The organism is Methylobacterium sp., from assembly GCF_019745455.1.
Lineage (GTDB): Bacteria > Pseudomonadota > Alphaproteobacteria > Rhizobiales > Beijerinckiaceae > Methylobacterium.
Window position 1 is genome coordinate 1 of the sequence record NZ_JAIETD010000128.1, and the last position, 11,233, is coordinate 11,233.

Annotated in this window: 16 protein-coding genes and 2 pseudogenes; 11 read left to right on the forward strand and 7 right to left on the reverse strand. The window is 63.8% G+C overall.

What is annotated here, in order from left to right; all coding sequences use genetic code 11:
- Window positions 1-342: 342 nt before the first annotated feature.
- The 7 genes and pseudogenes from K2Y56_RS22355 to K2Y56_RS22385 form a co-directional block, all read right to left on the reverse strand.
- Window positions 343-780 (reverse strand): DUF2285 domain-containing protein, encoded by a 438-nt coding sequence (locus K2Y56_RS22355; protein ID WP_292513010.1) that lies wholly within the window; start codon window positions 778-780, stop codon window positions 343-345.
- 7 nt (window positions 781-787) lie between these two features.
- On the reverse strand, window positions 788-1,138 hold the full coding sequence (locus K2Y56_RS22360) for a DUF6499 domain-containing protein (RefSeq protein ID WP_366849325.1): 351 nt from the start codon (window positions 1,136-1,138) through the stop codon (window positions 788-790).
- A gap of 84 nt (window positions 1,139-1,222) precedes the next feature.
- Window positions 1,223-1,489, reverse strand: coding sequence for a DUF2285 domain-containing protein (locus tag K2Y56_RS22365; protein WP_292513016.1), 267 nt, complete (start codon window positions 1,487-1,489; stop codon window positions 1,223-1,225).
- Window positions 1,490-1,582: 93 nt separating this feature from the next.
- A complete protein-coding gene (locus K2Y56_RS22370) occupies window positions 1,583-1,840 on the reverse strand; it encodes a hypothetical protein (RefSeq protein WP_292513019.1) in 258 nt (85 codons plus the stop codon).
- A 186-nt stretch (window positions 1,841-2,026) separates the two neighbouring features.
- Window positions 2,027-2,203 (reverse strand): annotated as a pseudogene (locus tag K2Y56_RS22375) (DUF736 domain-containing protein); the annotation flags it as partial.
- A 147-nt stretch (window positions 2,204-2,350) separates the two neighbouring features.
- Window positions 2,351-3,148 (reverse strand): hypothetical protein, encoded by a 798-nt coding sequence (locus K2Y56_RS22380; RefSeq protein ID WP_292513022.1) that lies wholly within the window; start codon window positions 3,146-3,148, stop codon window positions 2,351-2,353.
- Between the two features lie 156 nt (window positions 3,149-3,304).
- Window positions 3,305-3,604 (reverse strand): DUF736 domain-containing protein, encoded by a 300-nt coding sequence (locus K2Y56_RS22385; protein ID WP_292513025.1) that lies wholly within the window; start codon window positions 3,602-3,604, stop codon window positions 3,305-3,307.
- A gap of 386 nt (window positions 3,605-3,990) precedes the next feature.
- On the opposite strand from K2Y56_RS22385, the gene K2Y56_RS22390 reads away from it, so the two are divergent.
- The 11 genes and pseudogenes from K2Y56_RS22390 (at window position 3,991) to K2Y56_RS22435 (ending at window position 11,101) form a co-directional block, all read left to right on the forward strand.
- Window positions 3,991-5,217 carry a tyrosine-type recombinase/integrase gene (locus tag K2Y56_RS22390; protein WP_292513028.1) on the forward strand — a complete coding sequence of 409 codons (1,227 nt, stop codon included), beginning with the start codon at window positions 3,991-3,993 and terminating at the stop codon, window positions 5,215-5,217.
- On the forward strand, window positions 5,211-6,131 hold the full coding sequence (locus K2Y56_RS22395) for a tyrosine-type recombinase/integrase (RefSeq protein WP_292513031.1): 921 nt from the start codon (window positions 5,211-5,213) through the stop codon (window positions 6,129-6,131). Before K2Y56_RS22390 ends, K2Y56_RS22395 begins: the two co-directional genes overlap by 7 nt.
- Window positions 6,128-7,135 (forward strand): tyrosine-type recombinase/integrase, encoded by a 1,008-nt coding sequence (locus K2Y56_RS22400; protein ID WP_292513034.1) that lies wholly within the window; start codon window positions 6,128-6,130, stop codon window positions 7,133-7,135. Before K2Y56_RS22395 ends, K2Y56_RS22400 begins: the two co-directional genes overlap by 4 nt.
- A 295-nt stretch (window positions 7,136-7,430) precedes the next feature.
- A complete protein-coding gene (locus tag K2Y56_RS22405; RefSeq protein ID WP_292513037.1) occupies window positions 7,431-7,733 on the forward strand; it encodes a DUF736 domain-containing protein in 303 nt (100 codons plus the stop codon).
- Window positions 7,734-7,903: 170 nt separating this feature from the next.
- Window positions 7,904-8,077 (forward strand): annotated as a pseudogene (locus K2Y56_RS22410) (DUF736 domain-containing protein); the annotation flags it as partial.
- Between the two features lie 187 nt (window positions 8,078-8,264).
- Entirely contained in the window at window positions 8,265-8,507 is a 243-nt protein-coding gene (locus K2Y56_RS22415) for a helix-turn-helix transcriptional regulator (protein ID WP_151690339.1), read from the forward strand.
- Between the two features lie 114 nt (window positions 8,508-8,621).
- Window positions 8,622-8,897, forward strand: coding sequence for a DUF2285 domain-containing protein (locus K2Y56_RS22420; protein ID WP_151690340.1), 276 nt, complete (start codon window positions 8,622-8,624; stop codon window positions 8,895-8,897).
- Between the two features lie 122 nt (window positions 8,898-9,019).
- Window positions 9,020-9,331: a DUF6499 domain-containing protein gene (locus K2Y56_RS26605; RefSeq protein WP_366849330.1), complete on the forward strand. Its 312-nt coding sequence runs from the start codon at window positions 9,020-9,022 to the stop codon at window positions 9,329-9,331.
- Window positions 9,216-9,782, forward strand: coding sequence for a DUF2285 domain-containing protein (locus K2Y56_RS22425; protein WP_235918394.1), 567 nt, complete (start codon window positions 9,216-9,218; stop codon window positions 9,780-9,782). Before K2Y56_RS26605 ends, K2Y56_RS22425 begins: the two co-directional genes overlap by 116 nt.
- A gap of 138 nt (window positions 9,783-9,920) precedes the next feature.
- A complete protein-coding gene (locus tag K2Y56_RS22430) occupies window positions 9,921-10,202 on the forward strand; it encodes a helix-turn-helix domain-containing protein (RefSeq protein WP_151690341.1) in 282 nt (93 codons plus the stop codon).
- Window positions 10,203-10,213: 11 nt separating this feature from the next.
- Entirely contained in the window at window positions 10,214-11,101 is an 888-nt protein-coding gene (locus tag K2Y56_RS22435; RefSeq protein WP_151690342.1) for a replication initiator protein A, read from the forward strand.
- The last annotated feature ends 132 nt before the right edge of the window (window positions 11,102-11,233 follow it).

Here is an 11,233-nt window from a genome sequence, read left to right on the forward strand (position 1 = left end):
CCGCATGGCCCGATGGCCACCCCAATCCCCGCCAAAGCGGTCCTCGAATTTACACCTCGTCCGCGGACGCTACCAAATAAGCCCTGAATCAGCATGGGCCGGTATTCTCCCGGCTCATGCGCTTTCTTCCTAGATCAAACTCCGTTGGCTCTTTTGAGCGATCTTCGAGACGATATCGTTTCCGGCTTTGAGCTGGTTAGAGATGCGCCAAAGCGCCTCACGAGCCTCTCCCACAAGCTTGACCCTCGATCGACCTGGCTCGAAGAGCGAGCGGCCTATCCGATTCTTGATTTCTCTCGCCGCAGCGACGGAGCGCTGTGCGAGTTGGCGGGGCATGCGTCGCTAGGGTTTGCGGGGGCGCTTGAGGAGCTCGCGATAGCCGCCATGGACGAGCTTCATCCCATCGCGGGCGAGCCGGATCGTCGTCTCGCGTAGGGCGTCGCCCGCCCAGGACGCCGCCTCAATTGGGTGTTTCGGGAAGAGCACAGTCGCGATGGCGCGATAGCTTTGGCGTTCGAGCCGTGCGTCGATGGCGCGAAGCATCTGGCGCAGGCGCTGGCGCCGCTGCGGTGTCACCCGCGGGTCTGGTGGCGCTGGCGGTGCGTGCAGGCCGCGCCAGTAGCGTGCAAGCGCCTCCAGTCGGTCCGGGGTGGTATCATCGAGCAGCACGATCGCGGCGCCGGGCGGCTCGACCGCGCCGGGGCCGACGCGGCGCGCGCGCACCACCTCATCGCCGACGCGGATGCGCGCGTCGGCGATATCGTGTTCAGTGGTCGGCATGTCCCCATCAGCCGCAGGTGCAATGCATGTCGGGAGCGCCTGCAGGATCAGCGTCCAGGGATCGGCAGTCGGCGTCCAGGCCGCGTTCGCGCTGGGGGCCGGAAGGTTGGGGTCGACCGCGAAAGGATAACCCCCATTTGGCGGACAGAGCTGCAGCGGCCTGATCTTCTCCGAGACCTCTTCGCTTCAGCCGCGTGTAGTCTTGCTGATACTCGGGATTGCGCCTCAGAAATTCCCAGGCCAAGTCCGGAGCATCGAGTTCATTTACATAATCGTAGGCGGTCGAGATCCGCCATGTGCCTTGCTCCGGCATCGAATGGCCTCCCACGCCTCGCTCAGCGCGAGGACTGCAAGCCATGATGATTCGCGGTTGAGGGGCAATTTGGGAAGCCCGAAGGGTAACGCGGGTGATGCAGCATTTGCATCACTGAGCCGAAAAAGGTTAATGAAAACTGGATCGTATGAGGTCGCGGTAACCGTTGTTGGTCATCCAATGCGCCCGCGCTAAGTGGGTCTCATAGACAGCTTGGGCGCGCAGCAGATCGCCCTTCGGATCGATGCCGAAGATGATCTCGGCCACTTCTTCCCACGGCGCGCCTTCACTTTCGGCATCGAGCAAGCGCAGGTAAGTCGCAAGATGTGCGCGGTCGTAGTCGGTTAGCCGCGCGTCCGTCGGCGGTTGGTCGAGAAAGTCGGATTTAACGCTCATAGTTAACGTCCCCACCGGGTCATATCCGAAACGGATGGAGTTTGCACGACGGTGGTATCGTAAAAACGACGGCGCAATGCGGCATTGTTGGACTTACGCGCGTCCCTGCGGCCGCTGACGATCTTGCCGGACAATCATCACCCCTTCGCCCTGATCGGAGTTGAGGAAGACGATACCGTTCTCCTCAAGTGCTCGCCGGACCTGGTCACGCGTAGACTCATGCACGCCGAGGCCGTTCGCGGACTCGACTCGCTTCAGAGCGGTCAGCGATACTAGGGCCTTGTCAGCGAGCGTCTCCTGATTCCAACCAAGTAACGCGCGGGCGGCCCGTGACTGTCGGGCGGTGATCATGCATGACCACCTCCTACAGACCGGACTTCGCACGCCACGAAAACGACTATAATAGTCGCCTTTGGCAGGCTTGGCGAGGCTAAAACTCGTCTTTGAACCGGTGTCAACTCACCGGTGAGGTGAACTGATTCGGTCGCCTTGGGCGCCGAAGGCTCCGGCCTTTTGGCCGGAGCCTTGCGCGGGGTCTCAGTCGCCGCGCCGCCCGTTGGGGCGGGACCAGATCAGCGAGAAGGTGTCGCCTTCTTCGTCGTCGAAGAGGTTGGCGTAGATCGGGGCGTTGAAGCTCGGATCGTCGAGCTTGAGGCCCAGATAGTCGCGGCCCTCGTTGGAGCGCTTGGACCAGGCGGCGCCGATCTCCGCCTTATGCGGAGCACCGCATAACGTCGATTATGCGTAGCGCATGATTATGCGGAGTTGGGTGCTGGGAGTGGCGGTTGTCCGCCGCTTTTGCCTTGGCAGCGCTCCACATAATAACGGTGGCGGTGTGGCGGCTCCTTGCTCGAATCAGCCTTATGCGCGCGCCTGTTCATCGTTGGATGGAATGGCCCGCGATGGCGTGAGTCTCGTGATTCTCAAGACGAACGTCTGAACTGCGATGGCCACAAAAGCTGCTCCGAGAAATGCGACGGGAATGGATTGCAAAGGGAGCACAAGGATCAGGATGAGGCAGAAGGCGATGAATGAAAATCGTCCCAATGCCATTCCCCGAAACAGGGCTATGACATACTCGCTGCCGTGCGCACGTTGGCAAGACACCGCTAAAACGCAGCCCAGCACGGGAAACACCGTTAGAAGACCGCTCCACTTCGGACCGACACATCCCGCCACGTCGGTGACGATGAGAGTAAGCACCGCGCCGCTGAGCATGCGCAATAACAGATCGCCGGAAGATGCCGTCGCTTGATACGGGGGCGTACGAAGCTTGGGCAGAAAGGCTTGGCCAAAGAATGCCGCTGTAACGGCAATGGCTGCGGAGGATGTGGCAGAGGATGGCATTGCTGCCAGAAACGTAGCGGTCAGCAGCCATGTAAAGAGCCCCAATGTAAGCGACAGGCGCCAACCTGTACGTCGACATGTCCAGGCATAAGCGAAGTTGAAGCCTTCGGACGCCAGGATCGCGCTCATGGAAAGCTGAGCCGCTTTGGCCGCGAATGCGCTTCCTTCGCTGATGGCGAGCAGAAGGAGTATGGGGCCTGCGATAACGGGTAGGCCAGCTAGCCGCCCAGCAGCGCGGGCATCCCAAATCCGTCCGGCCATCGAGACGATAAAAAGGGCAAGCGGAACAGCGGCGATCTTTATCGCGAGCATGCAGTCCTCCACCTGCCGGGAGGACTCTAGCTGCCCTTCGACAGGGCTCGACAGCTAGATTGCATCAATATCTGGCTGCACCTCTACGGCTGACATCGACAATGTCAACTTGCAGCCAATGAACTGCGGCGCCACGTGGCGCCGCAGTTCATCTGATCATCGCAACCAGATCAGCGCGTGCTCGCCATCATCGCCCTCGAAGAGGTTGGCATAGATGGGCGCGGTGAACGACGGATCGTCGAGCTTGACCGAGTGATAGACCCGGTCGTCCTTCGAGGTGCGGCGCCATGCGGCTCCGATCTCGACGCCTGCGACGACCACCCTGAGGTCGGGCGCCTTCTCGCTGGTGCGGTCATCGCTGGGGGTGAGGCGGGCCTGGACGTTGAACGCCAGGGTCTTGATGGTGCCCGTGAAGCTGCCATCGCTGTTGCGGGCGAACGTGCCGATCTGCGTCATGATAGTCTCCTTTGCTGTGCTCAAGCCCGCGACCGTCGCGGCCTTGTGGCGATCAGGAGCCCCGTGACGGCCGACCCGCACCCGGCGGGCCGCAGCAACGCGGAGGACGGCGGGCGAAGATCTTGTTGCTCCGCGAGGAGCCGGCGAAGCCGGCGGGGAAGAAGATCGTACGACCGCTGTTGCGGGGACCAGGCCGGGTCGAAGACCGCATCATGGGGCCGATCAGCCACAGCCAAGGCCTGCGAGGACGTGGGTGCCACAGTACGGGAGCGGCAACCGGATCGGCTTGCCCGCGTATCGATGACAGATGCCAGCATAACTGCCGGCGTTCCGAACATCAGGCACGTCGGGCCATAGTCCCGCCTCCAATATCCAGGAGGAAGCGCATGCCGACAGGTGTTTATGTTCGTAAGAACTCAGTCATTGGCCGCTTGGAAGCTGGCATGGCCGCGGATCATGCGGACGGCTTCGAGCAGTGGCTCCGCGAGCGACGATATACGCCACTCACCATCATCGAACGGATGAGGTTGCTTGCGAGCTGGACGCAATGGTCGCGCGAAAACGGCTATGCGCTCGGCACGATCCGCGGAGCGCACGCGGCATCGTTCGCCTTGATCGAGGCGGGATATCGCCGCCGGTTCCGCGGCGACATCAACAAGGATGCCGTGGAAACCGGCAAGCTGTTCATCAGCTATCTCGAGGATCGCGGCGTGTTGCCGCGCCTACCGGCAAAGCCGGAGCCGGCACTTATGACCGAGTTTATGGGCTGGGCGCGCGAGCAACATGGCCTCGCGGAGACGACGCTCGGCACCTATCGCATCGCGATCCTGCCGTTCATCGCCCAGCTCGGCGATGACCCTGCTACCTATGACGCCGCCGCGATCCGACGCTTCATGCTGGCGCGCGCGGGCACAGTATCCGGCGCCCGCCTGAAAGGTATCGGGGTCGGGCTCCGCGCGTTCCTGCGCTTCCTGATCGCGACCGGGCGCTGCCCGCCCGGGCTCGATCATGCGATGCCCAAGGCCGCGACCTGGCGGCTGACATCGATCCCGCGGTTCCTGCCCGACACGGATATCGTGCGGATCCTCGCAGCGTGCGAAGGGGAACGGCGTCTGCGCGATCGCGCGATCATCCTGTTGCTTGTGCGGCTCGGCATGCGCGCGAGCGAGGTCGCTCGGCTGACGTTCGACGACATCGACTGGCGGCGGGGCAGCATCCGCCTGCTCGGAAAAGGACGGCGGGAGGAACTGCTCCCGCTCAGTCAGGAGGTCGGCGATGCGATCATCGCTTATATAGAGCGTGCGCGGCCGGCGATGCCGGCGCGCGCGTTGTTCCTGACGGAGACCGCGCCGCTCAGACCCATCAACCGCATCGCCGTCAAATGCCTCGCGTCGGCGGCGTACCGGCGCTCCGGCATCGACTGTCCGCATAAGGGTGCCCATATCCTGCGCCATACGGCTGCGACCGCAATGCTGCGCCACGGAGTCAGCCTGGCCGATGTGGGCAGCGTGCTGCGTCACCGCGCGGCGGCAATGACCGCGCATTACGCCAAGGTCGACTTGGGACTTCTATCGACCATCGCGCAGCCCTGGCCCGGGAGGTCGTCATGCTGATCGACGGCGCGTACCGCTACATCGAGCTGCGCCGTTCGTTCGGCTTCAAGCTCCGCAAAACATCCGCTCATCTGGCCTCATTCGCGGAATATGCGGCGAGCGTCGGTGACGTCCATGTGCGCAACAACACCGCGCTGGCATGGGCGGCGGCAACGTCCTCGACCCAGGACAGCTATTATCGAAGGCTCCAGGAGCTGGCCCTGTTCGCCCGCTTCCTGCGTGCCGAAGATGCTGGACACGAAGTGCCACAGCACCATCTGTTCTATCGTCCGCGATCGAGGCCGGCGCCCTATATCTTCTCGACCGAAGAGGTGGCGCGGATGCTGACGGCCGCACGCGAACTGCGTGCAACCCGCCTCAATCCGCTCAAGCCACATACCTACGAGATGCTGTTCGGCCTGATCGCCGCAACCGGGCTACGCATATCCGAGGCGCTCAAGCTGCGGCTCGACGACGTGCTCGCGGACGGCGTGCTGCATATCCGTGCGACCAAGTTCAACAAGAACCGCCTCGTGCCGCTGCATCCGAGCGTCATGGCAAAGCTCGACGCCTATCTGGATGTCCGCCAACGCTATGGCGGCCTTGAAAGCCGCCTGTTCCTGACGGAATGCGGCCAGCCCTTGCCTAATAGCACGGCTCGCCATGTGTTCCACGGCGTGTTGCGGCGGGCCGGAATCGCCACGGATCGTCCGCGCCGTCCGCGCCTGCATGACCTTCGCCATACGTTCGCGACGCGCGTGCTGGAGCAGTGCGCTGCCGGACGGGAAGAGGTGGCCCGCGACTTTGTCGCGCTCTCCACCTACCTCGGGCACGGTCATATCAAGCACACCTACTGGTATCTGGGGGCGACGCCCGAGCTGATGGGCGACATCGCGGCTGCCGCCGAAATGCTCGCCCTCGGGAGGTGCGCATGACGCCGATCGCCCCGCTCATCACCGGCTTCCTGCGCGAACATATGCCGCGCCAGCGCGGCCTCAGCCCACACAGCTGCGACACCTATGCGTATAGCTTCAGGCTGCTGTTCGCGTTCGCGGCGGGGCGGCTGCGAACGCGGCCATCGCAGCTGATGCTTGAACAGATCGATGCCGAAATGGTGCTCGCGTTCCTTGGCTATATCGAGCGCGAGCGCGGCAATAGCCCCGCCACCCGCAATGTCCGGCTCGCCGCGATCAAGGCGTTCATGCGCTACGTCGAGTTCAAGCATCCCCGCGCGCTCGAACAGATCGCGCAGATCAATGCGATCCCGGGCAAGCGATACGATCAGAAGCTGATCCGCCACCTGACAATGGCGGAGGTGCAGGCCGTACTCGATGCTCCCGACCTGTGTACCCGCTCAGGGATACGCGATCGAGCCATGCTGCACGTCTGCTTCGCAGCGGGCTTGCGCGTATCCGAGCTGGTCGGTCTGCGCTTGGAAAACGTCACCTTGCAGCCCGCGCCCAGCATCTTGGTGATGGGCAAGGGCCGGCGCGAACGGAGCCTTCCGCTCTGGAAGGAAACCGCGCGCGACGTTCGCGCCTGGCTGGCGGTCCGTGGGCGAGCGCCGGCCCCGGAGCTGTTCGTCAATGCCCACGGCGACGCGATGACGCGGGCGGGGTTCGAATACATCCTGGAAAAACATGCCGCGACAGCCGCCCGCGTCTGCCCGACCCTGGCGGGGCGCACGCTGACGCCACACCTGTTGCGGCACAGCTGCGCGGTCATCATGCTCCAGGCCACGCGCGACATCCGCAAGGTCGCGTTGTGGCTCGGTCATGCCGACATCCGGACCACCGAAGTGTATCTGCGGATGGACCCGTCCGAGAAGCTCGAGGCGGTCGAGGCGGTGCTCCCGCCGGCGCTCCGACGTGGTCGGTTCAAGGCACCCGATGCGCTGATCGCATCGCTGATGGCGGACCCGCATGCCGTGCCGACTTGAGGTGCGATGGGCTTGCGCGCAGCGGCACGAACGAGCCGATGATGCTGGTCACCTTGGTCGCTCAGCCGCGCCATGGCCTCTTTGGATGGCTTGTCTGGCGGCGATCCCGCCGGGCGTGCAACGGCTCCGCCCGACCTTCTTCCCCGGCGCTGAAGCGCCTTCCTCGCGAGGCAAGAAGCCCGGGCTCCGTCGTCCTTCGCTACGCTTCGGCCACAGGTGCAGCCCGGCGATCACGCCGCCTGATCGACCGCCATCGAGGCCGCATCGGGCGGCTTCGAGGACCAAGGAGACTATCATGACACAGATCGGCACGTTCGCCCGCAACAGCGATGGCAGCTACACGGGCACCATCAAGACCCTGGCGTTCAACGTCCAGGCCCGCCTGACCCCCAGCGATCCGGCCACTGCCAGCGAGAAGGCGCCCGACCTCAGGGTGGTCGTCTCGGGCGTCGAGATCGGTGCCGCATGGCGCCGCACCTCGAAGGACGACCGGGTCTATCACTCGGTCAAGCTCGACGATCCGTCGTTCACCGCACCCATCTACGCCAACCTCTTCGAAGGCGACGATGGCGAACATGCGCTGATCTGGTCGCGGTGACCTTAAGCCCGCGGCGCCCCGCCACCCGGCGAGGCGCTGCGGCACCACCGCTGATATTATGTGGAGCGCGAACACGGCAAAAGCAGCGAAAACCCGCCATTCTCGACACCAGACTCCGCATAATCATGCGCTACGCATAATCGGCGTTATGCGGAGCACCGCATAACGTCGAGATCGGCGCCGCCTGGTCCAAAACCTCCAACGAGGGCCGCGCCTACCTGGGCCTGAAGCTCGACGATCCCAGCTTCAACGCCCCGATCTACGCCAACCTCTTCGACGACGAGGAAGGCGAAGGCTTCAGCCTCATCTGGTCCCGCCCTAACGGCCGCCGCAACGGCGAGTAAGGGTAGCGCGACGCCCCGCCCGGACAAACCGGGCGGGGCCAAACGCCTGCGCGAACCGAATCAGTTCGCGGCAATGCGATTAAAACGAGGCGCCAAAAAGCCAGAACCGCTGGCCCCAGTCCGCAAGAACGACTATTATAGCCGTAGTTCTAGCGTGCGAGTAGGTCCAAGTGGGAGGTGATCATGCATGATCACCGCCCGACAATCGCGGGCCGCACGCGCGTTGCTGGGTTGGACACAGGAGACGCTCGCTGACAAGGCCCGGGTATCACTGACCGCGTTGAAGCGCCTCGAATCCGACAGCGGACTTGGGGTGTATGAATCGACTCGCGATCAGGTCCGGCGCGCCTTTGAGGCCAGCGGCGTCGTCCTGCTCAACTCCGGCCAAAGCGTGGGAGTGATGCTGGTTGGTGACAAGGACAACCCTTGACGACTTTTTCGGGCGAACCCGCCCGACCATCCTGATTTTGCGTCAAACCGCGGCGGTGTGGCACGGGATATCATTACGGTTAACAAACCGCTCCAAATTGGATACGAATGACTCGTGGGGCTCATCGTGACCAACGCAGAATATCTGGACGAACCGCCGCTCGGGGCGGCGCTCACCGCCTACGATCAGGCGCATCTCAAACTGTACCTCAGGCTGCTCGACGCCGAGGCGGAAGGTGCGGCTTGGGAAGAAGTGGTCGAACTTCTGTTCGGACTTGACCCCGCAGCCGAGCCCCGTCGAGCAGCCCAGATTCATGCCACTCATCTCGCCCGCGCCAAATGGATGACCGAAAACGGATACCGCCATCTCCTCCGTGCGGGTTACCATTGAGCGGCGACGTGATGCAGGACCTGCATCACGTTCGTCTGCCTTCGAACTTCCCAAGCTAAACTCAACTTGGAATCGTCTCTCATGCACAACTCGCGTTCAACGCGGGCATGGGAGAACAGAGGATGCCCCAGGAGAGCGATTGGCGGTCTAGCGACGCCTACGATTATATTGATCAACTCCATACTTCAGATCTCGCTTGGGAGTTCCTCCGGCGAAACCGCCAATATCGCGAGTCTTACTATGAGCTTGCTCGCGGCGGGCAGGTAAGCGGCGAGCAAGCCCGCCGCTTCGCAGAGCAATGGGGGTTATCCTTTCGCTTTGGACCCGGCGCTTACTGCCCTCCGCCAACCGGTCTTTTGGACCCCGATCACCGACCCCGGCGCCGTTCTGCTCGAACCGCAGCCTGCGCTTTTGGGCGCCCCGGCTGCCGCTGACGACGTTCTGCGGTCCCACGCAATCTTTGAAGCTGACGGCCGTCACGCACGGCTCGCCGTTCGCGATGAAAACATCAACGTGACCTTTCTGCCGCCAACTGACGGCAGGGGACTCGTTGCCGTGGTCATCCTGGACGAAGATACCCCCGACCGGCTCTACGCTATCAGCCGCCTGTGGGCTGCGATCCGCGGCCGCCCTCTCCCTGCCGACAACCGCATGACCGAGCAGCGGCGTCAGCGCGCCCCGCAAATGCTGCGGGTCGTCGACGCACGTCTTGCCGGGGCGACGTATCGGTCGATCGCAGAATCCATGTTCCCTACGCATAAGATCGATGCCGCCTCCTGGGCCGGGGACGCTCTGCGGGAAACCACCATCCGGCTGGCACGCGACGGCCTAAAACTCGTCGAAGGCGGTTACCGTTCGCTTCTCCGTCGACCCCGCCGATCATAGCCCGTCGTCGACCGCCCGAGGCGTGTCGAAATTAGATACCTATCTTCGACATCGTCCGACCCACCGCCTTCACGCCACCGTGCTCTCGAACCGCCGCCTGACGGCAGCGGCCCCCGATGAGACCACGGAGGCTCGACAATGGCCGAAACTACCGCCGGCATCCCGCCACGCTACCTGCGCACGCAAGAAGCCGCCCGCTTCCTTGGACTGTCGGAGCGCACGCTTGAGAAGCATCGCACCTACGGGACCGGCCCGGCTTATCGGAAGCTCGGCGGCCGAGTCGTCTACGCCATCGAGGATCTCCAGACCTGGGCCGACCGCGGCCTCGTCAACTCGACCTCCGACCCGCGCGGCTCAGTGCTTCCCGCCAAGAGGCAGGAGTCATTGGACCGCCGCCTCGCCGGCCGCCAGCCGCGCTGAGACGACCGGCCATGTCGTCCCGCCCGCACCACCGCGACGAGCGCGCGCAGCTCGATCTGTTCCGGGCGCTGCCCGGCGATCTTGCGCCGCGCGATGCGCAGGACCTCATGGCCTATCCGTTCTTCTCGCTCGCCAAATCGAAGCGCCTGACACCGATCGACTTCAAGGCCGGTTCGGTGAAGATCCGCGTCGAAGCCGTGCCCGAACACGGCATGGCGACGATCTGGGACGCAGACGTCCTGATCTGGGCGGCCTCGCAGATTGTCGAAGCCCGTGACGTCGGCCTGCGCCCGTCTCGCCTCATGGCGACCACGCCCTATGAAATTCTGAACTTCATCGGACGCGGCGTCTCGCTGCGCGATTACGACCGCCTGAAGGCCGCGCTCGACCGACTTCAATCCACCACCATCGCGACCTCGATCCGCCAGCCCACCGAGCGGCGGATGCACCGCTTTTCCTGGATCAACGAATGGAAGGAGCGCGCCGATCACCGCGGCCGGCCGCTCGGGCTCGAACTGATCGTACCCGACTGGTTCTACGGCGCCGTCCTCGACGATGCTTTGGTCCTCACCATTGACCGTGACTATTTCGGGCTGACTGGCGGCCTGGAGCGCTGGCTGTACCGCCTCGTGCGCAAGCATGGCGGCAAGCAGGAATTCGGCTGGAGCTTCGATTTCCCGCATCTCCACGCAAAGTCTGGCAGCCTCTCGCCGCTCAAACACTTCGCCTACGACCTGCGAGACATCGTTCGCCGTCAGCCGCTACCCGGCTACCGCCTGACCATCGAGCAATGCGTCGGCGGGCCCGAAATCCTGTCCTTCGTACCAACCGATCCCGACGCGCTCGGCATCCCGCGCGGCCGTCGCCGCTCGACAACTCGACCTGGGGATAAGCTGTGAATCATCTCGTGCTATCAGGGACCGGCGCTATCGTGCCATCGGGGACCGGACTCTCGTGCTGGCAGGCGGGCAGGATATGCGCCCGCAGCAACTCTGTCGCGGTCGGCGCGTCGCTGGAGACGTTGTCGCCGT

Excerpts from the sequence above, each read along its gene's own strand:
- K2Y56_RS22395 (WP_292513031.1), top strand. The coding sequence starts at position 5,211 with ATGCTGATCGACGGCGCGTACCGCTACATCGAGCTGCGCCGTTCGTTC.
- K2Y56_RS22385 (WP_292513025.1), bottom strand. The coding sequence starts at position 3,604 with ATGACGCAGATCGGCACGTTCGCCCGCAACAGCGATGGCAGCTTCACG.
- K2Y56_RS22435 (WP_151690342.1), top strand. The coding sequence starts at position 10,214 with ATGTCGTCCCGCCCGCACCACCGCGACGAGCGCGCGCAGCTCGATCTG.
- K2Y56_RS22430 (WP_151690341.1), top strand. The coding sequence starts at position 9,921 with ATGGCCGAAACTACCGCCGGCATCCCGCCACGCTACCTGCGCACGCAA.
- K2Y56_RS22360 (WP_366849325.1), bottom strand. The coding sequence starts at position 1,138 with ATGGCTTGCAGTCCTCGCGCTGAGCGAGGCGTGGGAGGCCATTCGATG.
- K2Y56_RS22390 (WP_292513028.1), top strand. The coding sequence starts at position 3,991 with ATGCCGACAGGTGTTTATGTTCGTAAGAACTCAGTCATTGGCCGCTTG.
- K2Y56_RS22405 (WP_292513037.1), top strand. The coding sequence starts at position 7,431 with ATGACACAGATCGGCACGTTCGCCCGCAACAGCGATGGCAGCTACACG.
- K2Y56_RS22370 (WP_292513019.1), bottom strand. The coding sequence starts at position 1,840 with ATGATCACCGCCCGACAGTCACGGGCCGCCCGCGCGTTACTTGGTTGG.
- K2Y56_RS22400 (WP_292513034.1), top strand. The coding sequence starts at position 6,128 with ATGACGCCGATCGCCCCGCTCATCACCGGCTTCCTGCGCGAACATATG.
- K2Y56_RS22365 (WP_292513016.1), bottom strand. The coding sequence starts at position 1,489 with ATGAGCGTTAAATCCGACTTTCTCGACCAACCGCCGACGGACGCGCGG.
- K2Y56_RS26605 (WP_366849330.1), top strand. The coding sequence starts at position 9,020 with ATGCCCCAGGAGAGCGATTGGCGGTCTAGCGACGCCTACGATTATATT.
- K2Y56_RS22415 (WP_151690339.1), top strand. The coding sequence starts at position 8,265 with ATGATCACCGCCCGACAATCGCGGGCCGCACGCGCGTTGCTGGGTTGG.
- K2Y56_RS22355 (WP_292513010.1), bottom strand. The coding sequence starts at position 780 with ATGCCGACCACTGAACACGATATCGCCGACGCGCGCATCCGCGTCGGC.
- K2Y56_RS22380 (WP_292513022.1), bottom strand. The coding sequence starts at position 3,148 with ATGCTCGCGATAAAGATCGCCGCTGTTCCGCTTGCCCTTTTTATCGTC.